The organism is Paenarthrobacter sp. PPS72, assembly GCF_048537125.1.
Lineage (GTDB): Bacteria > Actinomycetota > Actinomycetes > Actinomycetales > Micrococcaceae > Arthrobacter > Arthrobacter nitroguajacolicus_E.
The window spans coordinates 212,945-239,873 of sequence record NZ_JBLYIE010000021.1; the positions used below are offsets into that span (position 1 = coordinate 212,945).

Sequence of the window (26,929 nt, forward strand, 5' to 3'; positions counted from 1 at the left end):
CTTAGCAGTGCGAAGCCGTGGGCCGCGGAACTAACGTGCCCCGGACAGCGAAAAGCGCCCTGTCGCGTCAGCGGCATCAAATCGACGAGGTACGAGGAGATAGCCGCAGAGCGATAGGGCGCTTTTCGCGTCAAAGACGCGACAGCAACGGGGGGTTACGGCTTGCGCGCGTACGTCTCCCACTTGGACGCGTGGTGCTCAGCTTCTACGAAGCGGACGGTCCCGGACTTGGAGCGCATCACGATGGACTGCGTCATGACGCGATCCTTCTGGTAGCGCACACCGTGGAGGAGGTCGCCGTCGGTGATGCCGGTCGCCGCGAAGTAGCAGTTATCCGAGGTGACAAGGTCGTTGGTGGACAGGACGCGGTCGAGGTCGTGTCCGGCGTCGATGGCCTTCTGCTTCTCTTCGTCCGACGTCGGCCACAGGCGGCCCTGGATCACACCGCCGAGCGACTTGATGGCACAGGCTGCAACGATGCCTTCAGGTGTGCCGCCTATGCCCATGAGGGCGTCGACGCCGGTGCCGGAGCGGGCTGCTGCGATGGCGCCGGCAACATCGCCGTCCATGATGAACTTGGTGCGGGCACCGGCTTCGCGGATTTCTTCCACGAGGGGGCGGTGCCGGTCGCGGTCCAGGATCATGACGTTGAGCTGGTTGACCTTGACGCCCTTGGCCTTGGCGATGAGGTGCAGGTTCTGCTTGACGGGCAGGCGCAGGTCCACCATGTCGGCGGCTTCGGGGCCGGTGACGAGCTTCTCCATGTAGAACACTGCGGAGGGGTCGAACATGGACCCGCGCTCAGCAACTGCCAGCACTGCGAGGGCGTTGTTGATGCCGAGGGCGGTCAGGCGGGTTCCGTCGATGGGGTCGACGGCGACGTCGCACTCGGGACCGGTGCCGTCACCAACCTGCTCGCCGTTGAACAGCATGGGGGCTTCGTCTTTTTCGCCTTCACCGATGACCACGACGCCGTTGAAGTGGACGGTGTGAAGGAACGAACGCATGGCGTCGACGGCGGCGCCGTCTGCCTTGTTTTTGTCACCGAATCCTACCCAGTGGCCACCGGCAATTGCCGCGGCCTCGGTGACGCGGACGAGTTCAAGCGCAAGGTTGCGGTCGGGTTCGTCGAGGCCGACGGCGAGCGACGGCGAAATCGTGGAATACTGCTGGGTCATTGGTGCAGGAGACACTTGAACCTCTTCTTCGAGTGACGATTCACGGGACCGGACATGGTTGCACTGGGCAACCCGGGGTTCCTCTATCAACGATCATAGTCGCCGCGTGCTCCGGGAGTCGTTGGATGACCACGGCCCACGATACCGGTGGTGAGGTTGCCGAATGTGTGTTCCCTGCCGGGATAGGGGATCATGGACACGTGAGTGAAACGCAGGACAAGCCCGCAGCAGAGAACCCATCCGGCGCTTCAGCGGCCAAGCAAAACGATGCCCAGGCAGCCCCGGACGCCCCCTACAAACCCGTCATCGCGGCGAAAGCTGCCAAACGGGCCAACGCTTCGGTCATCGGCATGGTCATCGCGCTGCTTGTCTGTGTACTGGCTTTCCTCCCCATCGTTTTGATGAACCCGGCTCCCAAAGGTGAGGGCTTCAGGCCTGATGTCGATGTTGCAGCCATTGCCCGCAACGCCACAGATGTGGCGGGATTCACACCCGTCACCCCGGATACCGGCGACACATTCAAGCCCAATTACGCCCGTTGGGAATCCGGCAGCGGAAGCGGCGTTCCTACTTGGGAGATCGGCTTCCTGACTCCCAAGGAGAATTTCATTGGCCTCACGCAGACCAACCAGGCGAACCCCACATGGGTTCTGCAGAAGACGGAGAACCTTCCCGTAACCGGCACCCGTAGTGCGGGCGGCCAGGAATGGGAGTTGCGCGACTCGGGCAAGGAAAAGCGCAGCATGGTCCTTGAGTACCGCGGCACCACGATCGTCCTGAACGGCACCGCAAACCTCGAGGAGTTCGCTACGCTGGCCGCCGCCGTCGTGAAGTCCGCGGAGCAGGCTCCGCCTGCAAGCGCACCGGCCACCGCGACTCCTTCCGCGCAGCCGTCCGCCTAGTCCCGGGCTTCCGCCTGACCGGCTTTCCCGCTTAACCGGCGCAACAGTTTCACGGACTTCCCCGTCCGCGTCGTAAAGTAAGGCTCGTGCCTACTTACCTGACTCCAGCCCTGGCGTGGCGCCGTCTCCGCGAGGGCAACGAACGTTTTGTTTCCGGCGAATCCCTGCACCCCAACCAGGATGCTTCGCGACGATCCTCACTCATTGAGAACCAGAACCCTTTCGCCGTGATCTTCGGCTGCTCGGATTCCCGGCTCGCTGCAGAAATTATCTTTGACCTGGGTCTTGGTGACGCCTTCGTGGTGCGCACTGCCGGCCAGGTCATTGACGATGCGGTCCTGGGTTCCCTCGAGTACAGCATCAGCGAACTTCGGGTTCCACTGATTGTCATCCTCGGCCATGACAGCTGCGGTGCCGTTAAAGCCACCAAGGCAGCCGTTGAAACGGGCGAGATGCCCCCGGGCTTCATCCGGGACCTCGTCGAACGCATCACCCCTTCCGTCCTGACTGCCAAGCGCAACAGCCAGGAAGACGTCAACGACATGGTGGTGGAGCACGTCAAGCAGACGGCTGCCCGCCTGGCTGACAGCTCGCGTGTGATTTCCGACGCCATCGACGACGGCCGGGTGGCCGTCATCGGTCTGTCGTACAAGCTCGATGAAGGCCGTGCGGCCCTCGTTTCCGGGATCGGCAAGCTCTAGGAGCACGTGCTCCGGCCGCGGCGCCGGAGCACGTAGCACTCCCCTCCGGGTTTTCTGTGCGGCGACCAATCGCCCTAAGCTAGCCCCATGACTTCCACCACTGAGTTCCGTATTGAACATGACACGATGGGCGAAGTTCGCGTCCCCGTGAACGCCCTGTACCGCGCCCAGACGCAGCGTGCTGTGGAGAACTTCCCGATCTCCGGCAAGACGCTTGAGCGCACCCACATTGAGGCCCTGGCCCGCGTGAAGAAGGCCGCCGCACTGGCAAACGCCGAACTGGGGGTGCTCGATGGCGAGCTCGCCGAGGCTATCGCTGCCGCTGCCGATGAGGTTGCCAGCGGCAAGTACGACGGCGACTTCCCCATCGACGTTTTCCAGACCGGCTCCGGCACGTCCTCCAACATGAACACCAACGAGGTCATCGCCGAGCTTGCATCGCGTGCACTCGCCGCCGCCGGGAGCGACAAAGTTGTCCACCCGAACGACCACGTGAACGCATCCCAGTCCTCCAACGATGTTTTCCCGACGTCGGTGCACGTCGCCGCAACGTCAGCCTTGATCAACGACCTGATCCCGGCGCTGGAGTACCTGGCAGCTTCCCTGGACCGCAAGGCCGTGGAGTTCAAGGACGTCGTCAAGTCCGGCCGTACCCATCTCATGGACGCCACGCCGGTCATGCTTGGCCAGGAGTTCGGCGGCTACGCTGCCCAGGTCCGCTACGGCATCGAGCGCATCAACGCAGCACTCCCCCGCGTTGCCGAAGTTCCCCTCGGTGGCACCGCCGTAGGCACCGGCATCAACACCCCGGCCGGCTTCCCTGAACGCGTCATCGAACTGCTTGCAGCCGACACCGGCCTGCCGCTGACCGAGGCACGCGACCACTTCGAAGCGCAGGCCAACCGCGACGGCCTCATCGAGGGTTCCAGCCAGCTGCGCAACATCGCGATCTCCTTCATGAAGATCAACAACGACCTCCGCTGGATGGGTTCGGGTCCCAACACGGGCCTGGGCGAAATCGCCATTCCGGACCTTCAACCCGGCTCCTCGATCATGCCGGGCAAGGTCAACCCGGTCATCTGCGAAGCATCCATCATGGTTTGCGCCCAGGTGATCGGCAACGACACCGCGATTGCCTGGTCCGGCACCAACGGCGCCTTCGAACTCAACGTCGGCATCCCTGTCATGGCGGCGAACCTGCTCGAGTCAATCCGCCTGCTGGCCAACACCAGCCGCGTCATGGCCGACAAGATGATTGACGGCATCACCGCCAACGTCGAGCGCGCCCGCTTCCTGGCCGAGGCTTCCCCGTCCATCGTGACCCCGCTGAACAAGTACATCGGTTACGAAAACGCGGCAAAGATCGCCAAGATCGCCGTCAAGGAAGGCCTGACCATCCGCCAGGCAACCGAGAAGCTCGGCTTCGTCGGCGAAGGTGAAGGCAAGGTCTCCGAGGCTGACCTGGACAAGGCGCTGGACGTCACCACCATGACTTCCCCCGCCCACAAGGCCTAACAGCCAGGGCACTACTTACCGCTCTACGACGGCCGGTACCTTTCGTACGAAAGGTGCCGGCCGTCGTCGTACCTGGAGTTTTTGTGCAGCAGATGCCCTTATAACCCCTCCTAAAGGGCGTTAGCTGTACAAAAACTCCCAGAATTTTGCACTTTCTGTGCATGAGTGCAAAACTTTACTTTGTGAGCAATAGTGCAAATATCGACGGTGGCCTCCGCGAGCGCAAGCGGGCAGCCACGCGAACGGCGATCACCGCCGTCGCGCGTTCCATGACCGCGGCGCACGGCCTGAGCGGTTTTACGGTGGAAGAGGTCTGCGAAGAGGCGGGGATCTCACGCCGGACCTTCTTCAATTACTTTCACTCCAAGGAAGACGCCGTGATCGGCTCGTTCTCTGATGAGTTGCCTGAAGACGCCTTGGAAGCGTTCAACCAGAACCCTTCCCGCACACCGGACAGTATCTCGGGGACCCTCCTGGCGGCCCTGCACGTGCTCACCGTGACGCTCATGGAGCGTTCATCCATCAGCCGTACCGAGGTCCAACAGTTCATCGCTGCCATCACGGCCGAGCCACAACTCCTGGCACGGCTCACCCTCGAAGGGGAAGCCCGCGAGCGGCAATTTGCCGCGCTGGTTGCTGCCCGCGAAGGGCTGGACCCCGAGCACCCCGAAGTCATGACAGCAACTGTGTTGTTCGGGGCTGTGTCCAAAAAAACGGCACAGCAATTCTTCTCAGAGGAAAATTCGCGTCCCTACCGCGGGATCCTCGAACAGAACCTCAACGCCGCACGGAAACTATTCGCCCAGCCGCTGGCCACGAAGCAACAGCTGGGCCCCAACCCCCTTGAAACCTCAAAGGATCCCGCATGAGTACCTTGTCCAAAGCAGCCGAACCGCTGCTGCTGACCCAGAAACGAATCTGGATCATCTTCTCGGCGCTGATCGCAGGCATGCTCCTGTCCAGCCTCGACCAAACCATCGTCTCCACCGCCATGCCGACGATCGTGGGCAAGCTGGGTGGAGTGGAGCACCAGGCATGGATCACCACGGCATATCTCCTTGCCACCACCATCGTGATGCCCATCTACGGCAAGTTCGGTGACATCCTGGGTCGTCGCAACCTGTTCCTCGTCGCTATCGCCCTTTTCACGCTCGCATCTGTTGGCTGCGCGTTTGCCACCGACTTCTGGGGCTTCGTGATCTTCCGGGCCATCCAGGGCCTGGGCGGCGGCGGCCTCATGATCCTCTCACAGGCGATCATCGCTGACATCGTTCCCGCCAAGGAGCGCGGAAAGTACATGGGCCCGCTGGGTGCCATCTTCGGCCTCTCCGCTGTAGCCGGACCGCTGCTGGGCGGCTTCTTCGTGGACCACCTCACGTGGGAATGGGCGTTCTACATCAACATCCCCATCGGCATCGCTGCGTTCATTACCGCCTGGTTCACGTTGACCCTGCCGAACAAGAAAGCCGAGAAGAAGATCGACATCCTGGGTGTCCTCTTCCTCTCCGCAGCGACCACCTGCCTCATCTTCTTCACCGACTTCGGCGGCAAGAAGGACGAAGGCTGGGACTCACCCCTTACGTGGGCGTTCGGTGCAGGCATGGTCCTGGCGGCCTTCTCCTTCGTGATGGTCGAACGTCGCGCCGAGGACCCCATCATTCCGCTGAGCCTCTTCAAGAACCCCATCTTCATCAACGCGACGGCCATCGGCTTCACCTTGGGCTTGGGCATGTTCGCTGCCATTGCCTTCGTTCCCACATTCCTGCAGATGTCTTCCGGCACGTCCGCCGCGGAATCGGGCTTGCTGATGCTGCCCATGATGGTGGGCCTGATGGGCACGTCCATTTACTCTGGTATCCGCATCTCCAAGACCGGCAAGTACAAGATGTATCCGATCCTGGGTGCAGCCCTGACCATTGTCGCGATGCTGTGGCTGACCACGCTGACTGCGGCAACGCCCATCTGGGTCATCTGCGTGCAGCTCTTCATCTTCGGTGCGGGCTTGGGCCTGATCATGCAGGTCATCGTCCTGGTGGTGCAGAACTCCGTACCGGCTGACCAGATCGGTACGGCGACCAGTACCAACAACTACTTCCGCGAAGTAGGTGCATCGCTGGGTGTCGCCGTGTTCGGAGCAATCTTCACCAACCGCTTGGCAGAATCACTCACCGAAGCCTTCACCGGTGCCGGCGCTTCCGCCGAGCAGGCCTCACAGTCCACCAGCACGTTGGATCCGCAGGCCTTGGCCCAGATGCCCGAGCAATTGCGGGACGCGATCGTCAACGCCTACGCCAACTCCTTGGCGCCCGTCTTCTGGTACTTGGTTCCGTTCATCGCCATAGCGCTGATCCTCGCCCTCACGCTAAAGCAGATCCCGCTCTCCGACACCGCCGGCATGGTGGCACGCGGCGAGGCCGTGGGTGGCGAAGAGGCGAACCGGCTTGAAGCCGAGCGCCTGGAGACTGCAAAGCTGGAAGCTGACCTTGCCGCTTCGGAGGACAATGACAAGGACCGCGCCGGCGCCGGACGGTAGCCCGCTTCAGTCCTCCATTTGGTACGCCACGGGGCCTTCGGGTTCCGTGGCAAGCCTGATTGCTTCAAGGTTTCCGGCGCTCATGTCAGGGAGGTCGTCCAAGGCAAACCACCCTACCGCCAGTGATTCGTCGTCATTAACGCGGGCTTCGCCGGACACATAGCGGCACCTGAAGATGATGTCCAGGAAGTCGCACACGTCACCGTTGGGGAAGGTCACCGGACCCACGACGCCGACTCCGACGATGCGCTCCGTTTCGGCCACCACCGCAGTTTCCTCGAAGATTTCCCGGACCAGCCCGGGAGCCGGGTGTTCGCCCGGCTCGAGCATTCCTGTGATGAGCGCCCAATGACCGTTGTCGGCGCGTTGGCCGAGCAACACCCGGCCGTCGTCGTCGAACACCACTCCCCGCACGGCCGGCAGCCAGAGGGGATCATTGCCGATCTTTTCCCGCAGTTTGAGCACGAATTCCGGTGCACCCATGGTGTCAGTTTTCCTTCAATTCGATGGTCGCGTGTGAGTTGGCCAAGGTGAGCGTGTCGCCGTCGAGCGCCCACCGGACAGGCTGTTCAAAGAGCTCCTCTGTCCACGCCTGATAGCTGGCAGTTGCCCCGATGCAGCCCCTGTCGGTCACTGTCCGCCAGAGCTGCCTCAGCATGTCAGCCTGCACTGAAACGGCCACCTCCAGATGATTGCACGGCGTGTGGATGAGGAGGGTCCACGCGCCGTTGGTATGCCCGGAGCTGACCTTCAGGGGATCTGTTCCGAGCCACGCTATATCCCCTGAAGCATCCCTTCCCCGCACTGACGTGAATTTGGAACAGCCCAGCGGGCTCCCCTCGCAGGCGCTTCCGGGTGTGGGACCAGGATGTTGGGTGGCCCCCGATTGTTGCGGATCACGTGACTGAAGATCGGTCGCCGGCGATACGACGGAAACCGGCTGCCCGCATCCTGTCACCAGGACTGCGCAGCAAAGGGAAGCTCCCAGAAAGGACTTCAACCCGATCCGCTGCATTGCAACGCCCCTCCTGCCGTCCTTGAGCACATCCGAACACCTGTTGCGCCAAGCATGCCTTAGCCCGGTGAACACCGAGAATACGGACAGCGTTGCAATTCGGCCGCAGTTGGCTCCTTTTCTACGTTTCACGCGGGCAGGACAACCATGGCGGCTGCTGCCCCCGCCAGCATGAACGGGCCAAACGGGATGGCAGAGCGTAGCGTGCCGCGCCGGGCCACCAGGATGCCCAGGCTCCACAGCCCGCCTAAAACAAATGCAGCGAACGTACCGGCAAAGATGTGGCTCCACCCCAAATAGCCCAAGTAGAGGCCCAGCACGCCAGCCAGCTTCACGTCGCCAAAGCCCATGCCTGGCGGGTGAATAAGCCGCAGCACGAAATAGAACAGCCAGAGCACGGTGCCGCCGACAATGACGCCCAGCCCGGGCACCCCAAGCCAGGCAGCTGACAGTTCTGCCTCGGGATCGGCGTTCATGAATGTCAGGACTGCGGCGGCCAGTAGCAGCACTCCTGCCACTGCGTAGGACGGGAACACGATTCGATTCGGCAGCAAGTGGCTCCGGACATCTATCACCGTGAGCCGCACTCCCATCACCACGAAGTACAGGCAGGCCGCCACCACGAGCCAAAAGCCGAGCGGACTGGCTGTCCAGAGGTCTGAGAGTCGTCGGATCACCTTCGGATGCTATCCCGCTTTGGGCGACGGGCCTGCTTGAACGCTTGGGTAAACTGTGGATATGGGGCGCTACAGTGCAGCTGGACCGGGTTTTGACTTGTCCTCCACATTCCGAAATCTTTGCCGCTCTTCCCCGTGGAAGTGGACCAGCCTCCGCTTCGAGTACCTTGAAAGGCCAGCCCCCGGCACCGCCGTCGTCCGGGCCTGGCTTAGGCGCCCGGGGGCACTCCGCCTTGAAACCCCGGATGGCCGGCTTCTGCACAGCACTACCGGCATCAACGACTCCAAGGACGATCTATACGTCAGCTCCACCCGGCGCTCGTGGCTGCTTCCGGCCCACCTTGTGACCCCTGTATATGACGACGCCGGCCTTGTCCGCCGCCGTCCCGAAGCCGCCTACGGTGAACCCTCCTTCGGTAATGGCCGCCTCGCCGCCGCACTCGATCCCGTGGAGCTAGCCGGCAATGCGCCTGTCCCCTTGGAGTTCCCGGACACGAACCGGGTCTTCCTTGAGGAGCCGCGTGAGGTGGACCATGAGGGTCGTCTGGCATTGGAAACCATCGTGACGCCAAGCCGGACATACGTCCCCTCAGACCGGGATGCACCCTTGGCGCACCCGGGCCGGACGTTGATCAGGATCGACGCCGCCACAGGCGTTTGCGTGGCCAGCCAGAGCCTGGACGGCGACTCCGCAGGTAAAGGACACTGGCTCAAGATCCTGGCCGTAGACGAGTACATGCTGGACGACCTCTTCCTGGCAGAGTCGATGAACCTCACGGACGTCCGCCGCCACATTTCCTGGGACATCGGCCCCGCCGCCTGAGCAGGCCCCCCGCCGAGAGGTGATCTCTCGGCAGTATCAGGGCGCCAAAGTCCCGGGATCCAACCCCTCGGCGAGCGTCCCTGCGCCGTGACTCGCACGGCTCCCGCCGCCGGGCTAAGCTACGGCGATGACATCGCTGGCAGAAATATGGCCCCCGTTCGGACTCATCCTCACCACTCCGAGGCTGACGATCCGTCCCGTCCTTGACGAAGACATCCCCTCAGCCGTGGCAGCGGCCCGTTCCGGCGTCCACGAACCGGGTAAGAGTCCGTTCAGCGTTCCATGGGCCGAGCTTCCGGCCGACGAACTGGCCCCCAATATGGCCCAGTGGTATTGGCGCTGCCGTGCCAACTTCGCCAAGGACTCCTGGACCCTCCTCTTCGGAGTCTGGCACAATGACGAACTCCTCGGAGTCCAGGACATCGGCGCCAAAAACTTCAACAGTCTCAAGACAGTCAGCACCGGCTCTTGGCTCAAGCAGGCCGCGCAAGGCCAAGGTTTCGGCAAGGAGATGCGCGCCGCCGTCGTAAGCTTCGCCTTCGATTACTTGGGCGCCGAAGTAGCCGAGTCAGAAGCAGCGATCTGGAACCACCAATCCCTGGGCGTCTCCACCGGCCTGGGCTACGAACTGAACGGCACCTACCGCGACGGCTGGGGCGAAAAGGTGGAAGAGGTCCAAAGAGTCCGCCTCACCCCCACCACCTTCTCCCGCCCCAACTGGACCCTCAAAGTCCAAGGCCACGAAGAGCTCAAAACCTACCTGAAGCTGTAGCCGCACCAGTAGCATCAGCGTGGCTGCGGTCTCCCGGGAAGGAGCGCATCGCGACGCATCGGACCCCGAAGGTCGCCCAGCGACCTTCGGGGTCCTTTTGCGGTGTGTCCAAGCGACGGCGGGAGGCTGTTGCCGCGCGGCGGTAACCACTGTGCAGCAGCGAACCTAGATCTCAGCCCCTTCGAGCAACTCCGTCACCAGGGCTGCGATGGGTGACCGCTCGGAGCGCGTCAGGGTGATGTGCCCGAACAGTGGATGGCCTTTTAGCGTCTCCACTACCGCAGCGACGCCGTCATGCCGCCCCACGCGAAGGTTGTCGCGTTGGGCGACGTCGTGGGTGAGGACGATTTTGGAGTTTTGTCCGATGCGGCTCATGACGGTGAGGAGGACGTTTTTCTCGAGTGACTGTGCTTCGTCAACGATCACGAAGGCATCGTGCAGTGAGCGCCCGCGGATGTGGGTCAGGGGCAGGACTTCGAGCATGCCCCGGTCCATGACTTCTTCGACGACCTCTTGGCTGACGAGTGCCCCGAGGGTGTCGAACACTGCCTGCGCCCAGGGATTCATTTTTTCTGATTCGGAGCCGGGGAGGTAGCCGAGTTCCTGGCCGCCCACGGCGTAGAGGGGACGGAACACCACTACTTTGCGGTGTTCCCGGCGTTCCAGGACGGCTTCCAGGCCTGCGCAGAGGGCGAGTGCGGACTTGCCGGTACCCGCACGGCCACCTATGGAGACGATGCCGACGGCGGGGTCCATGAGGAGGTCGATGGCCAGGCGTTGTTCGGCTGAGCGTCCATGGAGTCCGAAGACGTCGCGGTCGCCTTTGACGAGCCGGACTTGTTTGTCTGCGCCTACCCGGCCAAGTGCGGAGCCCCGGTTGGACAGGAGGACGAGTCCTGTGTTGACGGGGAGCTCCGCGGCTGCGGGGATGAAAGCGGGTTCGTGTCCGTAGAGGGTGGTGATCTCTTCTTCGGTCGCATCGACTTCGGCCATTCCGGTCCAGCCGGAATCTTTGACGAGTTCGTTGCGGTACTCGTCCGCATGGAGGCCCATGGCGGAGGCTTTGACGCGCATGGGAAGGTCTTTGGAAACAACGATGACGTTGTGGCCTTCATTGGCAAGGTTTTTTGCCACGGCCAGGATTCGGCTGTCGTTGTCGCCTCCACGGAATCCTGCGGGAAGCACCTCCGGGGAGATGTGGTTCATCTCCACCCTGAGGAGGCCGCCGTCTTTCCCTATGGGGATGGCATGGTCCAGTCCGCCGTGTTCGATCCTGAGGTCGTCCAGGAGCCTGAGGGCTTTCCGGGCGAAGTAGCCCAGTTCGGGATCGTGGCGTTTTCCTTCCAGTTCACTGATGACCACGATGGGGACGATGACTTCGTGTTCGGCGAAGCGCAACAGTGCGTGGGGATCGGAAAGCAGGACGGACGTATCAATCACGTAGCTGCGGCCTGTGGCGGACGCCTCGGTCCGCGCTTTTTGTGAGACCCGCTTGGTGCGAGAGGTAGCTGCACTTTCCCCGTCGGAAACCATTGCGGGCAGTTGCTCAGAAATAGCCACATCGACTCCAGCCCCGGGCAGTTCGCCCGGCCTAATGGTGAAGCGGCTCGGCCGGAAGGCCGGGCGTGGCCTCCCATGTAACTGGTGCGATAGTCCGCTCCATATACTGGCCTCCCCGATCAGCGGGCGGTTTTGCCTGCTGATGGGATTAACGTAATCCCACTCACAGGAATTTCCGAAACCTGAGTCGGCAAGTCGCATTGCCTGCAGATTAATTCCTCGTAAACGGGAATGGGATCAGGTGCCGAACCTGCGCTGGCGCCCGGCATAGTCCCTGAGCGCACGCAGGAAATCGACCTTGCGGAAGGCCGGCCAGAGGGCTTCGCAGAAGTAGAACTCGCTGTAGGCGCTTTGCCACATGAGGAAGCCCGAGAGCCGCTGCTCACCCGAGGTGCGAATGACGAGGTCCGGATCTGGCTGGCCGCGCGTATAGAGGAACCTTGAGATGTCGTCCACCGAAAGTTCATCTGCAACGTCGGACATCTTTCGTCCTTTGGTGTCGGCATCGTGCAGGAGTTCGCGTACGGCGTCGACGATTTCACGGCGCCCGCCGTAGCCCACAGCCACGTTCACGTGGATTTTTTCGTGTACCGGGGTCCGGGCGGTGAGTTTGTTGAGGCGTTCGGCCAAGTAGTCCGGCAGGAGTTCCGGGGCGCCCATGGCGTGGACGGAGACGTCTTCGTCTTCATCGAGCCGGTCCATGGTGTTGGCGATGATGCCCATGAGGAGGTCAAGCTCTTCACCGGAACGGCTCATGTTGTCCGTGGAAAGCATGTACAGGGTTACTACTTTGACGCCGAGTTCCTGGCACCAGCCGAGGAATTCGTGGATTTTATCCGCGCCCGCCTGGTGTCCTTGGCTGGTGGGCGCGTTGAACTGGCGGGCCCAGCGTCGGTTACCGTCCACCATGACGCCGATGTGCCGGGGAATCCTGTCTTGCTTGAGGGAGCGCAGCAACCTGCGCTCGTAGAAGCCATAGAGGAAACCGGGCAGCTCCACCGGACTCTCACCTGACTTCCTTGCTTATACGACGACGGCGCACATCCAAGGCTACCGTCCCGAACTGCCGGGCCGGTGCAGTGGCCGGTCAAAATTCGTCCCGGACTTGTTACCACTGGGTAACTTACCGAAACGTAAGTTATTCTTGTCCCATGGCCGAGCTCCTCGAAACCAAGCCCCTATGGCGTGGGTGGATCCACGCTGTCGCCGCTCCTTTTGCCCTCGCGGCAGGGATCGTCCTGGTCACCATTGCCCCTACCCCGGACCGCAAAATCACCTCCGCCGTTTATGCATTGACGGGCTTCCTGCTGTTTGGGGTCAGCGCCGTCTATCACCGCGGGAACTGGTCACCAAAAGTCCGGATGCTGCTCAAACGTCTGGACCATACGAACATCATGCTGGTGATCGCCGGCAGCTATACGCCGCTGGCGTGGTCTTTGCTGGAGCGCTCACAGGCCGTGACCCTGCTCTGGCTGGTGTGGTCCGGAGCAATAGTCGGCGTGCTCTTCAGGATTCTGTGGACCCACGCTCCACGATGGTTGTACGTGCCCGTGTACATAGCCCTCGGCTGCGGAGCATTGTTCTACTTGCCCCAGTTCTTCTCGGCCAACGCCCCGGCAGCAATCCTCATCTGCGTCGGTGGCGCCCTATACATCGCGGGCGCCGTGTTCTATGCCCTCAAGAAACCGAATTTCAGCGTCCAGCACTTCGGGTTCCATGAGCTCTTCCACGCCTTCACGGTGCTGGCCTTTGCGGCGCACTTCGTGGCGATCATGATGGCGGTGGTGAGCTAGGCTCGGCAGAAAAGGCCACGTGAGCTCCTTGCACCCTCCGCGGGGACCCGGTTCAGCGGGTTCCGGGGCCGCCGTCGCCGTTCTCACCTGCGGTACTGCCTGCATCGGCAGGGCTTTCACTTGCACTGCCCGCATCGGCTGATTCGCCCGCCTCCGCAGCCAGGCGCGCCTCCTCTGCCTGTGCGCGGTAACGGACTCGGCGGATCCTGCGAACCATATCCACGATCAGGAAGGTTGAAAGGATCACGATGAAGGCCGTGAGGACGAAGCCCCACGTACCCGGCGTCACCTGATCCGCGGACAGGCCGGGCCGCAGCGTACCCGAGGGATTGGGCGAGGGAGTTACGGTCAGGGCAAGAATCAAGTGCTGCACTTTCATACCTTCTATTGGAGCTGGTGCGTGCCTGCTGGCAGCGCACGGCCGGGAAGCCGGCTGGCAATACGACAACTTCTACGAGCGATAGAAACTGCCTGAATCCCTATCTTATCCCCGCGAAGAGGTCCTTCTCCGGCAGCTCGGAGGAGACCCTGGACTTGATCAGGGTATAGTCCTCCCACGGCCAGGCGATCCGCTGCAAATCCGGCGAAACCGCGAAGAAGAAGCCGAGAGGATCGATCTGCGTCCGGTGGGCCCTCAGGGCGTCGTCCCGGGTTTCGAAGAAATCACCACAATCAACCTGCGTGGTGGTCTGATGCCCGGCCACCGGGGCCGTGTGACCTTCGGCGTCCGCTTCCAGCCAAGCAGCAAGCCGCTCCGCATACGGTGATTGCAGCCCGGCTTCTTCCAGCGCAAAATGCAGCGCACGGAATCGTTCGGGACTGAAGGCTCGATCGAAATAGAGCTTGCTGGGCGTCCACGGTTCCCCCATGCCGGGGTAGCGCTCAGGATCGCCCGCAGCTTCGAATGCTTCAACCGTAACCTTGTGGGCCATGATGTGGTCGGGATGCGGGTAACCGCCGTTTTCGTCGTAGCTGAGGATGACGTGCGGCTTGAAGTTCCGGACCAGACGGACCAAGGGCGCAGTTGCGCGCTCCAACGGCTGCCGGGCGAAGCAACCCGGCGGCAACGGCGGGAGGGGATCGCCCTCGGGCAGGCCTGAGTCCACAAAACCCATCCAACGCTGCTGGATTCCAAGGACCGCGGCCGCTTGGGCCATCTCAAGGCGCCGGGCACCGGCCATGTCCCGCTTGGGATGGGGCGCATCTACCATGGCGGGGTTCTGGATGTCACCACGCGAGCCATCCGTGCAGGTGGCGACCATCACGCCTACTCCGGCCGCGGCGTACATCGCCATGGTTGCTGCACCCTTGCTGGACTCGTCATCCGGATGGGCATGGACGGCGAGCAGCCGCAGCTGCTGCTCGGAACTGCTGGACGCTGTCACTTGACGGCTCCTCTTTCATGGAACGTGTGTAGGGCCAGTGCAGGAGGTGCCGCAATCCGCACTAAACTGAATAGGTGACTTCACAGAACGAATCGGCCACCGAACTACCGGCAAGTAATAGCCTAGCCAATCGCTACGGTGGCCAAAAGCGACGCTTGACACGAAAAACCAAGCGAATCATCGTTGCTGTGGCCTTGTCCGTCGGTATCGCGTTTGCTGCCTACGTCACAACGGGCCCGGGTCAGCCCCCGGTTACGTTCAAGGACATCGGTTACAGCACCGTGGACCAGACTCAGGCAGAGGTGGACTACCAGGTGACCAAACAGCCCGCCGCCACCGCCAAATGCGCCATCAAGGCTTTGGATTCCAAGTTTGCAGTGGTGGGCTGGAAAGTAGTGGAGATCGGACCCAACGAACCCGAGAACAATCCTGACGGCGGCAGCACCAGCATGCAACGGACGGTCCTGAGGACCGAATCCCCGGCAGTCTCAGGCGTTGTTGATAACTGTTGGATCGTGGACAGCGGCAAATAACAATCGTGTGACCCACGGCTCAACCGGTTTGGGTTCGTCCAAAGGATTTACTACAATGGATGAAACCTTCACCCCGTTAAGTTGGTTACTGAGATTCACGAGTGGCCAACTCGGCGGGGTCTTTTGCATTGTCAGATCTAAAGGAGAAATCCGTGTCTACCACCAATAGCGCCACTGCGGCTTGGCTTACCCAGGAAGCTTTCGACCGCTTGCAGGCTGAGCTGGACCACCTTTCCGGCGCTGGCCGGGCGGAAATCGTCCAGAAGATCGAAGCTGCCCGTCAGGAAGGCGACCTTAAGGAAAATGGCGGCTACCACGCCGCCAAGGAGGAGCAGGGCAAGATCGAGGCCCGCATCCGTCAGCTCACCGCGCTCCTGCGCGATGCCCAAGTGGGCGAAGCTCCTGCCGACGACGGAATCGTTGAGCCCGGCATGCTGGTTGTTGCCCGCATCGCCGGGGACGAAGAAACGTTCCTGTTGGGCTCCCGCGAAATCGCCGGAGATTCCGACCTTGATGTCTTCAGCGAAAAGTCGCCGCTGGGTGCCGCCATCATCGGCCACAAGGAAGGCGACAGCCTGAGCTACGTCGCTCCCAACGGCAAGGAAATCCCGGTGGAGATCGTCTCCGCCAAGCCGTACGTCGCCTAAGCAGCGGGCTTTCACCGGTCTGAAATACACGACGCCGGCCCACCCCATCGCGGGGCGGGCCGGCGTTTTTCGTGTGCCCGCCCAACCGGGTTGCAGCAGTGCGCGTTCTGAGAGCTCATAACGCGCACAGCTGTGACTTACTTGGGTTGGATGGCGGGCTTGGCCTTGGGGCGCAGCAGGACTGCCGCGATGACGCCGCCCACGGCACCGCCGAGGTGCGCCTGCCAGGAAACGTAGCCAAGCACAGTAGGAAGCACACCGAAGAGGATGCTGCCGTAAGCCATGAACAAAACCACGGAAAGCAGTATCTGCCACCAATTGCGGTTAAAGAATCCCCGCACCAACAGGAAGGCGAAGAAACCGAAAACCAGTCCGGAAGCTCCCACTGTCACGCCTCCCCCGCCGACCAGCCACACTGCAAGCCCTGATCCGAGCCAGCTGAAGGCCAACGCCGTGATGAACACCCGGATTCCGGACAGGAACACCAGGAAGCCGAAGATGATCAACGGCAGGGTGTTGGACAGCAAATGATTCAGGTTCGCGTGCAGCAGCGGAAATGTCAGGATGTCCAGCACGCCGTCCATGGAACGGGGGCGCAGGCCAAAGGTCGGGTTGAGTCCGTGACGCATCAGGGTGTTGAGGATCTCAATGACGTAGAGGACGATCACGAATCCTCCCATGAAGAGCAGACCGCCCTTCGCCCGGCCAGCGAGCGACTCCCTGGCCCCTTCCTTTGAGCCCTCCGGCATTCCCAGCACCATGGGCACCCCTCCTGTCAGTGCACCACGATCGGCTGGAAGCCCTCGGCCCGGAGTGCACCGAGAACCTGTTCGCCGTGTTCGTGGCCCTTGGTTTCCAGGTTGATAGTGATGGAGACGTCACCCATGCTGATGGAACCACCCAAGCGGGTGTGGTCCAAGCCGGTGACGTTGGCATCGTTTTCAGCAATGATGCGTGCGATGGTGGCCAAGGAACCCGGCCGGTCGTCCAGCATCATGCGGACCGTCATGAAACGGCCGGCAGCCGAGAGGCCGCGCTGGATGACTTTGAGCATGAGCATGGGATCGATGTTGCCGCCGGAGAGCACGACGGCGGTGTTCCCCGGGTTTTCGATCTTGCCGTCCATCAGGGCGGCTACTCCGACGGCCCCGGCTGGCTCGACAACCATCTTGGCGCGCTCGAGCAGGAAGATCAGGGCCCGTGCGAGCGAGTCCTCGCTCACGGTCACGACGTCGTCCACAAGCTCGCGGATGATGCTGAAGGGAAGCTGCCCGGGACGCCCAACCGCAATGCCGTCGGCCATGGTGGTGACCTTCTTCAGGGGCACCAAGGCGTCAGCAGCCAGTGATGGCGGGTAGGCGGCTGCGTTTTCTGCCTGCACGCCGATGACCCTGATCTCACGCCCGAGTTCCTTGGCCCTGGCCTTGATGGCCACAGCCACACCGGCCAGCAGCCCGCCGCCGCCAACTCCCATGAGGATGGTGTCCACGTTGGGGATCTGGTCCAGGATCTCAAGCCCGATGGTGCCCTGCCCGGCAACGACATCCACGTTGTCAAAGGGGTGAACAAAGACCGCGCCTGTTTCGTTGGCGTAGCGCTGCGCTTCGGCCAACGCCTCATCTACGTTGTGGCCATGTAGGACCACTTCAGCGCCGTGGCTCCGCGTGGCTGCAAGTTTGGGCAGGGCCACGCCCAGGGGCATGTAGATTCGGGCATTGATGCCCAGGCTCTTGGCAGCCACTGCCACACCCTGCGCGTGGTTGCCGGCCGAGGCCGCCACTACACCGCGCTTCTTCTCGTCCTCCGTCAGCCGTGCCATGCGCACATAGGCGCCGCGGACCTTGAAGGAGCCTGCACGCTGCAGGTTCTCGCACTTGAAAAAGACGTTGCCGCCCACGAGGCTGCCCAGCGCCCGGGACGATTCCACCGGAGTCTTGGTGATAATGCCCTCGAGCAGTTCCTGCGCCTTGAGGACATCGTCCAGCGTGACGGGCAGGGTTTCGAGGGTATTCACTGACTATTCTCCTTTGTTGGTGTTGGCTTGAGGCTCCTCAACTGAGGTGTTCCCCGAAGCCTTGGTCTTGCCGGCGATGCCTTTGCCGAGCCGGGATTCAGGCCGTGGTAGGTGGACCTCCTTGAAGTTGGCATCGCCGCTTGGCCCCGCCGAAGCGGCTGCCGGCTGGAGTTCCACACCGCCCAATCCTTCATCATGTTCCCACGTCCGGCCCGCAATATAGCGAACTGCCGTGTTTACTACGGCGAGCAGCGGGACCGCAAAGAGGGCTCCGGGGATGCCGGCGAGGTAGGAACCCGCGGCAACCGAGAGGATCACGGCCACCGGATGCAGTGCCACGGCCTTGCCCATGACCAGCGGCTGCAGGATGTGGCTTTCAAGCTGCTGCACTACCAGGACGATTGCCAGCATGATCAGCGCATTGATGGGCCCGTTGGCCACGAGGGCGAGCAGCACTGCGATGGCCCCCGTAACCAAGGCACCGACCACCGGGATGAACGAGCCGATGAATACCAGGACCGCCAAGGGAAGAGCCAGCGGGACCTGGATGATGGCCGCGCCCACGCCAATGCCCACGGCGTCCACGAACGCGACGAACATCTGGATCCGCACATAGCTGACCATGGATGTCCAGCCCCGGCGCCCGGCACCATCGGTGGCCCGCCGTGCGCTCTTGGGCAGGAGACGGACAAGGAAGGCCCAGATCCGCGGCCCCTCCAGAAGGAAGAAGATGAGGATAAAGAGGGCCAGCACAAGACCAGCCGCAAAGTGTCCGGCAGTGCTTCCGAAAGACAGCGCACCACTGAGAATGCTGCTGCTGTTGTTCTGGAGGGCATTCGCGCCATCAGAGATGTACTGGTCTATCTGGTCTGCGGTCAGGTGCAGCGGCCCATCGGCCAGCCAGGTCTGTATCTGCTGGATGCCCGCCAGCGCCTCCTGCCAGAGGGCACCGAAACCCGCAACGAGCTGCCTGCCGACCAGTGCCAGGGCACCACCGATTACGCCGATGAAGCCCAACACTGTGATGGCGACTGCTCCCCCGTTGGGGACCTTCCGGCCGCGCAACCACGCCACTACCGGATGCAGCAAGCCGGCCAGCAACGCAGCAACCATCACCGGGATAATGAGGAAACTCACCTTGCCCAGCAACCAAACCAAGGCACCGATCATGAGGAGGATCAGTCCTGCCCGCCACGACCAGGCCGCTGCGATGCGCACCCCGTACGGGATGTCTTCGGCGATTTGGCGGTCAGAACGTGTCTTGGCGTCCGGTGTTGGCGTCATGAACCCATAATTCCGTAGCCCGGGCCGTATGGGAAACCGGCTCTCACTTCCGAGACGATCCGAGACATACCGAAGGATTTCCCAGTCTTTTCCGAGGCGAACAAGCTAGAGGGATGCTGTGATTCCCCAGCGCATGGTGAAGTCCTCGCCAGGGGCCAACCAGCGGAGGCCATCCCCGCTGTTGAACGCGTTGGCAGGGCCAGTCATGGGTTCGATGGCCACTGCCTTGGATCTGCCGGGGAAAGTGTCTGTGACGAAAACGTGGACGTAGCCGCAGTTCTCGTCCTGCTCAAGGCTTACGCTGCGACCATCCGGAGCGGTCAGCGTGTGGCGCGCAATGCCGCCGTCGAACGCCAGGTCCGTCAGCGCAACATCCACCAGCAAATCCCCCACGGCAGCGCCGCGGGAGAAATCAAACTGACCATCCGCCGGAGCGGTGCTGCGTGGAATGAGTCGGTCGTCGGCTACGAGACGGGTGCCTGCCTTCACCGTCAGGGCCAGGTCCTCGGGAGCCGTGTCGCCGAACCGCAAGTACGGGTGCGCGCCCAGGACAAAGGGTGCCGTGGCCTGGGAATCGTTGATCAAGGTCTGCGCGACACGAAGGTCCAGGTTCTGATCGAGCTCGTAGCGCACCCGGTGCCGCACCAGGAACGGGTAGCCGTGTTGAGGGAAGACCGTGGCCTCCAACGTCACGGAAAACTCGGATTCGTCAACAAGGGCGTACCCGGTGTTGCGCAGCAGGCCGTGGCTGGCGTTATTGCGTGAGGCCTCGGTGATGTCCAGTTGCTGCTTCTTGCCCTCCAGGTACCATATCCCGTCTTCCACCCTGTTGGCCCAGGGCGCCAACGTGATACCGGTGGCACCAGGGGAAATTTCGTCGTCGCCGTAGCTTTCGGTCAACTGGACTCCGCCGCGTGAGTAGAGCCTCAGGCCAGCGGCCAGCTCGGTGACGACCGCGAGCGCGTCGTCCCTGCGAAGCTCGAACTGACGGCCAGTAGCAAAGCGACAGGATTCGGACTGGTGGGCGTCACCGGCAAGCGATGGGGAGGCAGGCATGGCAATACCGTACTGCATCAGCGGACTGCGTCCCATCAAGAAATGTTTGCTTTTGTTAGAAACTATGCGTTTTTGGTCGCTTGTGGAATGATGTAACTATGAGTCGCATCACCAGCACCCGCCTCGCCGACAGCCGAGAGCTGATCTACTTCGACGACCCCGGAACTCCGGAACGGACACCGGATTCACTGGTGGACCACCGCGAACTCCCGGCCCGCGGCGAGCCCGGCGAAGTCCGTTATGACGCCTTGTCGGGTGACTGGGTAGCTGTGGCCGCCCATCGGCAGACACGCACACACCTTCCCCCTGCTGATCAGTGCCCCATTTGCCCCACCACGGCCGCGAACCCTTCGGAAATTCCGGCGCCGGATTATGACGTTGTGGTCTTCGAGAACCGCTTCCCGTCCCTGGGCCCGGCTTTGGGCGACATCCCACCGGTTCCTGTCCCGGGGCACTCCGGCCATAAAATCAAGGGAGCGGCGTACGGGCGCTGTGAGGTAGTCGCTTTCACTCCGCAGCACACTGGATCCTTTGCCGAACTGGGTGAAACGCGTGCCCGCACGGTCATTGAAGCGTGGGCCCAGCGGACCGAGGCTCTGAGCGCCTTGCCCGGAATCAAGCAGGTGTTTCCGTTCGAGAACCGCGGTGCGGACATCGGCGTCACCCTGCACCATCCGCACGGCCAGATCTACGCGTACCCCTACGTGACTCCCCGCGCTGCCCAGCTCGGCACGGTGGCACGGAAGTATTACGACGACGTCGACGCGAGGGAAACGCTCGGGGCCTCGCTCCTGCGGGCTGAACGCGAAGACGGCAGCCGCATGGTCCTTGAGGCCAAGCACTTCAGCGCCTATGTACCTTTCGCGGCGCGCTGGCCGTTGGAAATCCACCTCACACCGCATCGCAGCGTCCCTGATCTTGCGGCCCTGACAGGCGAAGAACGCGATGAGCTTTCTCACGTCTACCTGGACCTACTGAAGCGCCTCGACGCCCTCTACCCCACCCCGATGCCATACATCTCAGCCTGGCATCAAGCCCCGCTGGACCCGGTTCTTCGCCCTGCCGGCCAGCTGCACCTACAACTCACATCACCCCGCCGCGCTGCCGATAAGCTCAAGTATCTGGCCGGCTCTGAGGCCGCCATGGGAGCGTTCATCAACGACACCACACCTGAAGCGGTGGCCGAGCGGCTCCGCAGCGTCGCCGCAGCACCTTCAACCAAGACCCTGGAAGGCACACGAGCATGACCACTACTACCGACGCCGGCGTTCTCGCGGCACGCTTTCAGGAAACCTTCGGCGCCACCGCCGACGGCGTGTGGCAGGCACCGGGACGCGTCAATCTAATCGGCGAGCACACTGACTACAACGAAGGTTTTGTGCTGCCCTTTGCCATCGACAAGACAGCAAAGGTGGCGTTGCGCGTCCGCGACGACTCGAAAGTGCGCATGCTGTCCACCTTTGGCGGGCACGGATTGGTCGAGGCCGACCTTGCGGACTCGGAACCCGGATCCGGTGCGGGATGGTCACGCTACCCTCGGGGCGTGGCATGGGCGCTCAAGGAACGTGGCATCGAGGTGCCCGGCTTTGACCTCCTGCTGGATTCCGATGTTCCTTCCGGCGCTGGATTGTCTTCGTCCCACGCCATCGAGTGCGCCGTCATCTCCGCCCTCAACGAGTTGACCGGCGCCGGTTTGGCTGCCGAGGACCTGGTGCTGGCTACCCAACGCGCCGAAAATGTGTTCGTCGGCGCGCCCACCGGAATCATGGACCAGTCGGCCTCCTTGCGCGGCGCCAAGGGACAGGCCGTCTTCCTGGACTGCCGCGACCAACATGTGGAGCTGGTCCCCTTCGACGCCGAAGCGTCCGGTTTGGTCCTGCTGGTCATCGACACCAAGGTCTCCCACTCCCACGCCGACGGCGGTTACGCCTCCCGCCGCGCCTCCTGCGAGTTGGGTGCCGAGATCCTCGGCGTCAAGGCACTGCGCGACGTCGGCGTGGAGCGTCTGGAGGAAGCGTCGGGACTGTTGGACGAAACCACCCTTCGGCGGGTCCGGCACGTGGTCACGGAAAACGACCGAGTCCTCCAGACGGTGGAAACCCTGGGCGCCGACGGTCCTGCAGCCATCGGAGGGTTGCTGGATGCCAGCCACGTCTCCATGCGCGACGACTTTGAGATCTCCTGCCCGGAACTCGACCTCGCGGTGGACACCTCCCGGGCCAACGGCGCGATCGGCGCCCGCATGACGGGCGGCGGTTTCGGCGGTTCAGCCATCGCACTGACTCCGGTGGACCAAGAGCAGCAGGTTCGCGACGCCGTCGTGCGTTCCTTCGCCGAGGCCGGCTTTACCGCACCGGACATCTTCACCGTTACGCCGGCCGCCGGAGCACGTCGCCTCTCCTGACGCGCTCCCCTATCTTCCTGCGAGTTTCTTCCTGCGAGCGCCCGGCATCCAAGTGGATGCCGGGCGTAAGCTGGGGCCATGACTGAGGCTGTCATTGTTGCTACTGCCAGAAGCCCCATTGGACGGGCCTTCAAAGGCTCCCTCAAGGACGAACGTCCGGACGACCTGGCCACGGCCATGGTTCAGGCCGCGCTCACAAAAGTTCCGGGCTTCGATCCCGGAGCGGAGGACGGGCAAGGCTTGGACGACATCCTGCTGGGCTGCGCCGAACCCAGCGGCGAGGCCGGATCCAACATGGCAAGGGTGGTAGCCGTCCTTGCGGGGCTGGACCGCGTGCCCGCGGCCACCATCAACCGTTTCTGTGCCTCGAGCCTGCAGACCCTGCGGATGGCCGTCCATGCCATCAGGGCCGGTGAAGCCCACGCGATCGTTTCCGCTGGAGTGGAGAGTGTATCGCGGTACCAGGACTGGGCCGGGGCAGGCGAAACGGATCCCTCGAACCACAATCCCGTGTTCGAGGCGGCAGCACAGCGCACGGCCTCCCGGGCGGCGTCGAATATCCCTTGGACCGACCCGCGGCTCGGCGGCCGACTGCCGGACATCTACATTTCCATGGGCCAGACGGCCGAGAATGTCGCCACGAGCTATGGCATCAGCCGCTCCGAGCAGGACGAGTGGGCTGTCCTGAGCCAGAATCGCACCGAAGCTGCCATCGCCTCCGGGTTTTACGCCCGGGATATCACGCCCTACACCCGCAAAGACGGAACCGTAGTAGAGCGGGATGATTCACCCCGCCCAGGCGTGACCCTTGAAGCGGTATCCGCACTGCAACCCGTCTTCCGCTCGGAGGGGACCGTCACCGCCGGCAACGCGTGCCCCCTCAATGACGGCGCCGCCTCGGTAGTGGTCATGAGCGACGTCCGCGCACGCGAACTGGGTCTGGAGCCGCTGGCCAGGGTGGTGTCCACCGGCGTCAGCGCCCTCTCCCCCGAGCTCATGGGAATGGGCCCCGTGGAGTCCACCAGACGGGCCCTGGCACTGGCTGGACTGACCATGGACGACATTGACCTTGTGGAGCTCAATGAAGCCTTCGCTGTGCAGGTGGTGGCGAGCGCCCGTGAATTGGGCATCGACCCCGCCAAACTCAATGTCCATGGCGGCGCCATCGCCCTTGGACACCCCTTCGGCATGACGGGTGCCCGGATGACGAGCACGTTGCTTAACGGCCTCCAGGAACGCGATGGGACCTTGGGGCTTGCCACGCTCTGTGTAGGTGGCGGTCAGGGCATGGCAGTTGTCTTCGAACGGCTGAGCTAGTTGGTTCGGTGAGGTGGCTGCGAGGGGTTGGTTCTCGACTCTTAAAGCCTCACATACGGTCGAGACGTCGCCCCTCGCGAACGAATAAATGCCCCCGGAGACGCAAAAATGCCCCCGAATCTCTTCGGGGGCATTTGCGGTGGAGCTGTTGGTAACTAGTCGTCGCCTCGCAGGATGGCCAGCAGGCGGATGATTTCCACGTACAGCCACACCAGGGTGACCGTCAGGCCGAAGGCCGCAACCCAGGAGTAACGCTCCGGGGCGCCGGCGCGGACGCCTTCTTCGATGCTGGTGAAGTCCATGATCAGCGAGAAGGCTGCCAGGCCGATGGCCAGGATGCCGATGAAAACGCCCAGCGGGATGCCGAAGATCTCTACTTCAGTGCGGAGGCCGAACGGCGATTGCACAGCGCCGGTCCACACCATCACCATGTTGATCAGCGCGAAGACTGCGTAACCAATGGTGGCGATCATGAAGAAGCGCACCATCTTGGGGGTGGCGCGGACCTTGCCGCTCTTGAAGAGCACCAGGGTGACGCCGAAGACTGCCAGCGTACCGATAACAGCCTGGAGGCCGACACCGGGGTACATGCCGTCCAGGATCCGGGTAAGGCCACCGAGGAACAGGCCCTCCAGACCGGCATAGGCAAGGATGAGCGCCGGTGAAGGCTGCTTCTTGAAGGTGTTGACCAGCGCCAGGACGAATCCGCCCAGCGCGCCAACGATCATGAGCATGGTGGAGAGGGCAGGCGCGACGAAGAGCGTTACACCTGCACCGATGATGAGAACCACGAGGCAGGCGACGGTCTTCATGATGACGTCGTCATAGGTCATGCGGCCGGTGTCGGCCGGGCCTGCAGCGGGCTGGTTGTACATCTGCTGCAGTTGCTCGTTGGTCATGTTCTGCTGCTGGGCGGACCATGCTGCATGGCCGTCCATGACCTGGCTCGGCGCACGGCCGGGTGCCTGGTTGAACTGCTGGCCGTACGGGTTCTGCGGTACAGGCGGGGCCTGCTTTGCTCCACGGAAATTCTTTCCGTTGAAGACTGGGTTTCCGCCAAGTGCCATTGCGGGTGTCCTCCTGAAAAAGGGCTAGTGATAGTTCACGGTACCAATTACCACGCGCGCGCGGCAGGGAAAGTTCCCTTGTTCACGGAGACGAAACTCAACCGTGACAAGAAATTGGCAGTGTTACCCCGGGGGAACGTTAAGGAGCACCCTCAAACAACAAAGGTTTACTTAAGCATTCCTACATCACTAGTTGCCTATAGCTTCACAGTTGTTATCCGATCGCGATCTTTGCACCCCCGAACTGGGCATTTATTCGGCTCACTGAGCGGTAACATAGGCCACACATGGGTGACTTAGATCACAATCGAGGCAGCTAGGCAAGAACTGTTCACAAGCCCCATTTACCGTTCGCACCGGCTGCAATGGCGCAGCCGGGACCACCCCCACTGTGGAGGTTTCCATTTTGAGAAGCACACTGCGCGACCCGTCCATGAGACGGTCCAAGGGACTGCAGAGAGTTGTGGGGGCGCTGTTCGCAGCCCTCATCACCGCTCTGTTGATCGCCGCCCCTTCGGCACAGGCAACCACCACCCCCTCGCCTTCGCCGTCACCGACGACGTTCCAGAACAACATCAGCGGGTTCCTCCGCGATGATGCCCGGGCTCCCATACCCGGCGTCAAGATCAAAGCCACGGGCAACGGCTTTGAAGGTGAAGCCACCTCCGGAGCCAACGGAGCCTGGACCATCGGCGTTCCCGTCCAAGGCACCTACACCATCGAGCTGGACACCTCCACCTTGCCGGAGGGCATCGCACTGGCCGAGGGCCAGGACAATCCCCGCGATGTCACGTTCAGCCAGACGTCCAACTTGTCGGTGATCTTCGCCTTTGGCGAAGGCATCGTGGTCCAGCAACAGGACTTCGGGCAAAACCTCCTCAACCGCCTGGTCGCGGGACTGAGCTTCGGCCTCCTCCTCGCCTTGGCTTCGGTTGGCCTCTCCCTGATCTTCGGAACCACCGGCCTGACCAACTTCGCCCACGGCGAGATGGTGACGCTGGGCGCCGTCCTGGTGTTCATGTTCAACGCCTTCGGACTCCCCTTCTGGCTGGCCATCCTGCTTGCCCTGGTGGGCGGCGGTCTCTTCGGCTACGTCCAGGACGCAGGGCTCTGGCGGCCCCTGAGGAAACGCGGCTCAGGACTGGTCCCCATGATGATCGTCAGCATCGGCCTCGCGTTGGCTATCCGCTACGTCATCCAGTTCTTCTTCGGCGGTGCAACACAGCAGCTGCCCGGCGCTCAGAGTGCCGAGATCCAGATTGGTCCTGTTTCGATTTCGCCGAACAACCTGTGGTCCTTGATCATCAGCGCCGTGGTCATTGCCTTGATCGGCATCGTCCTGCTGAAGACGCGCCTCGGTAAGGCAACCCGCGCGGTAGCCGACAACCCCGCACTGGCAGCCGCCTCGGGCATCGACGTCGACTCCGTCATCCGGATTGTGTGGATCGTGGGCGGCGTCCTCGCCTCCCTCGGCGGCATCCTGTGGGCGTACTACCGCCCGGGCGTCACCTTCGACATGGGCTCGCAAATCCTGCTGCTCATCTTCGCCGGTGTGACCCTTGGCGGTTTGGGAACCGTCTTCGGTGCCCTGATCGGCTCGATCGTCGTCGGCATCTTCGTGGAACTGACTACCGTGTTCGGCCTCCCCGCCGACCTCAAGTACGTCGGTGCCCTGTTCATCATGATTGTTGTTCTTCTGTTCCGACCGCAGGGTATCCTCGGCCGGCGTGAGCGTGTGGGTTAGGAGCGGGCC

The 26,929-nt window shown here is 62.6% G+C and carries 27 protein-coding genes; 14 read left to right on the forward strand and 13 right to left on the reverse strand.

The annotated features are described in order from the left end of the window. Positions 1-155 precede the first annotated feature (155 nt). Complete coding sequence (gene glpX / locus ACLRGI_RS11175) at positions 156-1,178, reverse strand: class II fructose-bisphosphatase (RefSeq protein WP_017198677.1); 1,023 nt, start codon at positions 1,176-1,178, stop codon at positions 156-158. Between the two features lie 200 nt (positions 1,179-1,378). Between glpX and ACLRGI_RS11180 the strand changes: the two genes are divergently transcribed. The 5 genes from ACLRGI_RS11180 to ACLRGI_RS11200 all read left to right on the forward strand — a co-directional run bounded on the left by ACLRGI_RS11180 (position 1,379) and on the right by ACLRGI_RS11200 (position 6,829). Then, positions 1,379-2,080 (forward strand): DUF4245 domain-containing protein, encoded by a 702-nt coding sequence (locus tag ACLRGI_RS11180; RefSeq protein ID WP_419201724.1) that lies wholly within the window; start codon positions 1,379-1,381, stop codon positions 2,078-2,080. 86 nt (positions 2,081-2,166) lie between these two features. Beyond that, on the forward strand, positions 2,167-2,781 hold the full coding sequence (locus tag ACLRGI_RS11185) for a carbonic anhydrase (RefSeq protein WP_011774029.1): 615 nt from the start codon (positions 2,167-2,169) through the stop codon (positions 2,779-2,781). An 87-nt stretch (positions 2,782-2,868) separates the two neighbouring features. Then, complete coding sequence (locus ACLRGI_RS11190; protein WP_211713145.1) at positions 2,869-4,296, forward strand: class II fumarate hydratase; 1,428 nt, start codon at positions 2,869-2,871, stop codon at positions 4,294-4,296. A gap of 182 nt (positions 4,297-4,478) precedes the next feature. Then, positions 4,479-5,165 carry a TetR/AcrR family transcriptional regulator gene (locus ACLRGI_RS11195; protein ID WP_419201725.1) on the forward strand — a complete coding sequence of 229 codons (687 nt, stop codon included), beginning with the start codon at positions 4,479-4,481 and terminating at the stop codon, positions 5,163-5,165. Then, positions 5,162-6,829 (forward strand): MDR family MFS transporter, encoded by a 1,668-nt coding sequence (locus tag ACLRGI_RS11200; RefSeq protein ID WP_419201726.1) that lies wholly within the window; start codon positions 5,162-5,164, stop codon positions 6,827-6,829. The genes ACLRGI_RS11195 and ACLRGI_RS11200 overlap by 4 nt, the downstream gene beginning before the upstream one ends. A 6-nt stretch (positions 6,830-6,835) precedes the next feature. Here ACLRGI_RS11200 and ACLRGI_RS11205 read toward each other — a convergent pair whose 3' ends face one another. The 3 genes from ACLRGI_RS11205 to ACLRGI_RS11215 form a co-directional block, all read right to left on the reverse strand. Then, positions 6,836-7,312 (reverse strand): NUDIX hydrolase, encoded by a 477-nt coding sequence (locus tag ACLRGI_RS11205; RefSeq protein ID WP_419201727.1) that lies wholly within the window; start codon positions 7,310-7,312, stop codon positions 6,836-6,838. 4 nt (positions 7,313-7,316) lie between these two features. After that, complete coding sequence (locus ACLRGI_RS11210; RefSeq protein ID WP_419201728.1) at positions 7,317-7,634, reverse strand: hypothetical protein; 318 nt, start codon at positions 7,632-7,634, stop codon at positions 7,317-7,319. Positions 7,635-7,972: 338 nt separating this feature from the next. Next, the gene (locus tag ACLRGI_RS11215) at positions 7,973-8,521 is read right to left on the reverse strand and encodes a prepilin peptidase (RefSeq protein WP_419201729.1); all 549 of its coding nucleotides are present in this window, start codon (positions 8,519-8,521) and stop codon (positions 7,973-7,975) included. A 61-nt stretch (positions 8,522-8,582) separates the two neighbouring features. On the opposite strand from ACLRGI_RS11215, the gene ACLRGI_RS11220 reads away from it, so the two are divergent. Beyond that, on the forward strand, positions 8,583-9,344 hold the full coding sequence (locus ACLRGI_RS11220) for a hypothetical protein (RefSeq protein ID WP_419201730.1): 762 nt from the start codon (positions 8,583-8,585) through the stop codon (positions 9,342-9,344). Positions 9,345-9,471: 127 nt separating this feature from the next. Beyond that, positions 9,472-10,116, forward strand: coding sequence for a GNAT family N-acetyltransferase (locus ACLRGI_RS11225; protein ID WP_419201731.1), 645 nt, complete (start codon positions 9,472-9,474; stop codon positions 10,114-10,116). 165 nt (positions 10,117-10,281) lie between these two features. Here the strand turns inward: ACLRGI_RS11225 and phoH2 are convergent, their stop codons facing one another. Together phoH2 and ACLRGI_RS11235 are read right to left on the reverse strand one after the other, a co-directional pair. Further along, positions 10,282-11,676, reverse strand: a complete 1,395-nt coding sequence (gene phoH2 / locus ACLRGI_RS11230; protein WP_419201732.1) for an RNA 5'-3' helicase PhoH2 — start codon at positions 11,674-11,676, stop codon at positions 10,282-10,284. Positions 11,677-11,913: 237 nt separating this feature from the next. After that, positions 11,914-12,675 (reverse strand): isoprenyl transferase, encoded by a 762-nt coding sequence (locus ACLRGI_RS11235; RefSeq protein WP_419201733.1) that lies wholly within the window; start codon positions 12,673-12,675, stop codon positions 11,914-11,916. A 152-nt stretch (positions 12,676-12,827) separates the two neighbouring features. On the opposite strand from ACLRGI_RS11235, the gene trhA reads away from it, so the two are divergent. Beyond that, positions 12,828-13,469, forward strand: coding sequence for a PAQR family membrane homeostasis protein TrhA (trhA, locus tag ACLRGI_RS11240; RefSeq protein ID WP_419201734.1), 642 nt, complete (start codon positions 12,828-12,830; stop codon positions 13,467-13,469). 52 nt (positions 13,470-13,521) lie between these two features. On the opposite strand, the gene ACLRGI_RS11245 is transcribed toward trhA, so the two are convergent. Both ACLRGI_RS11245 and mca read right to left on the reverse strand, forming a co-directional pair. Then, on the reverse strand, positions 13,522-13,842 hold the full coding sequence (locus tag ACLRGI_RS11245) for a hypothetical protein (RefSeq protein ID WP_419201787.1): 321 nt from the start codon (positions 13,840-13,842) through the stop codon (positions 13,522-13,524). Positions 13,843-13,948: 106 nt separating this feature from the next. After that, on the reverse strand, positions 13,949-14,854 hold the full coding sequence (gene mca, locus ACLRGI_RS11250; protein ID WP_419201735.1) for a mycothiol conjugate amidase Mca: 906 nt from the start codon (positions 14,852-14,854) through the stop codon (positions 13,949-13,951). A 74-nt stretch (positions 14,855-14,928) separates the two neighbouring features. Between mca and ACLRGI_RS11255 the strand changes: the two genes are divergently transcribed. Together ACLRGI_RS11255 and greA are read left to right on the forward strand one after the other, a co-directional pair. Further along, on the forward strand, positions 14,929-15,387 hold the full coding sequence (locus ACLRGI_RS11255; RefSeq protein ID WP_419201736.1) for a DUF4307 domain-containing protein: 459 nt from the start codon (positions 14,929-14,931) through the stop codon (positions 15,385-15,387). 152 nt (positions 15,388-15,539) lie between these two features. Continuing rightward, the gene (gene greA, locus ACLRGI_RS11260; RefSeq protein WP_026542824.1) at positions 15,540-16,034 is read left to right on the forward strand and encodes a transcription elongation factor GreA; all 495 of its coding nucleotides are present in this window, start codon (positions 15,540-15,542) and stop codon (positions 16,032-16,034) included. Between the two features lie 137 nt (positions 16,035-16,171). Here greA and ACLRGI_RS11265 read toward each other — a convergent pair whose 3' ends face one another. The 4 genes from ACLRGI_RS11265 to ACLRGI_RS11280 form a co-directional block, all read right to left on the reverse strand. Then, positions 16,172-16,795, reverse strand: coding sequence for a rhomboid family intramembrane serine protease (locus ACLRGI_RS11265; RefSeq protein ID WP_419201737.1), 624 nt, complete (start codon positions 16,793-16,795; stop codon positions 16,172-16,174). A 14-nt stretch (positions 16,796-16,809) separates the two neighbouring features. Further along, the gene (gene ilvA, locus ACLRGI_RS11270; RefSeq protein WP_026542826.1) at positions 16,810-18,048 is read right to left on the reverse strand and encodes a threonine ammonia-lyase; all 1,239 of its coding nucleotides are present in this window, start codon (positions 18,046-18,048) and stop codon (positions 16,810-16,812) included. Positions 18,049-18,051: 3 nt separating this feature from the next. Then, positions 18,052-19,332, reverse strand: coding sequence for an AI-2E family transporter (locus ACLRGI_RS11275; protein ID WP_419201738.1), 1,281 nt, complete (start codon positions 19,330-19,332; stop codon positions 18,052-18,054). A gap of 105 nt (positions 19,333-19,437) precedes the next feature. Further along, complete coding sequence (locus tag ACLRGI_RS11280; RefSeq protein WP_419201788.1) at positions 19,438-20,388, reverse strand: aldose 1-epimerase family protein; 951 nt, start codon at positions 20,386-20,388, stop codon at positions 19,438-19,440. Between the two features lie 98 nt (positions 20,389-20,486). On the opposite strand from ACLRGI_RS11280, the gene galT reads away from it, so the two are divergent. The 3 genes from galT to ACLRGI_RS11295 all read left to right on the forward strand — a co-directional run bounded on the left by galT (position 20,487) and on the right by ACLRGI_RS11295 (position 24,109). Continuing rightward, entirely contained in the window at positions 20,487-21,635 is a 1,149-nt protein-coding gene (gene galT / locus ACLRGI_RS11285; protein ID WP_419201739.1) for a galactose-1-phosphate uridylyltransferase, read from the forward strand. Then, positions 21,632-22,792 carry a galactokinase gene (gene galK, locus ACLRGI_RS11290; protein ID WP_419201740.1) on the forward strand — a complete coding sequence of 387 codons (1,161 nt, stop codon included), beginning with the start codon at positions 21,632-21,634 and terminating at the stop codon, positions 22,790-22,792. The genes galT and galK overlap by 4 nt, the downstream gene beginning before the upstream one ends. A 78-nt stretch (positions 22,793-22,870) precedes the next feature. Then, entirely contained in the window at positions 22,871-24,109 is a 1,239-nt protein-coding gene (locus tag ACLRGI_RS11295; RefSeq protein WP_419201741.1) for an acetyl-CoA C-acetyltransferase, read from the forward strand. Positions 24,110-24,264: 155 nt separating this feature from the next. On the opposite strand, the gene ACLRGI_RS11300 is transcribed toward ACLRGI_RS11295, so the two are convergent. Further along, complete coding sequence (locus ACLRGI_RS11300; protein ID WP_419201742.1) at positions 24,265-25,176, reverse strand: Bax inhibitor-1/YccA family protein; 912 nt, start codon at positions 25,174-25,176, stop codon at positions 24,265-24,267. Between the two features lie 433 nt (positions 25,177-25,609). Here ACLRGI_RS11300 and ACLRGI_RS11305 point away from each other — a divergent pair, with 433 nt between their 5' ends. Further along, entirely contained in the window at positions 25,610-26,920 is a 1,311-nt protein-coding gene (locus ACLRGI_RS11305; RefSeq protein ID WP_419201743.1) for a branched-chain amino acid ABC transporter permease, read from the forward strand. Positions 26,921-26,929: the final 9 nt, after the last annotated feature.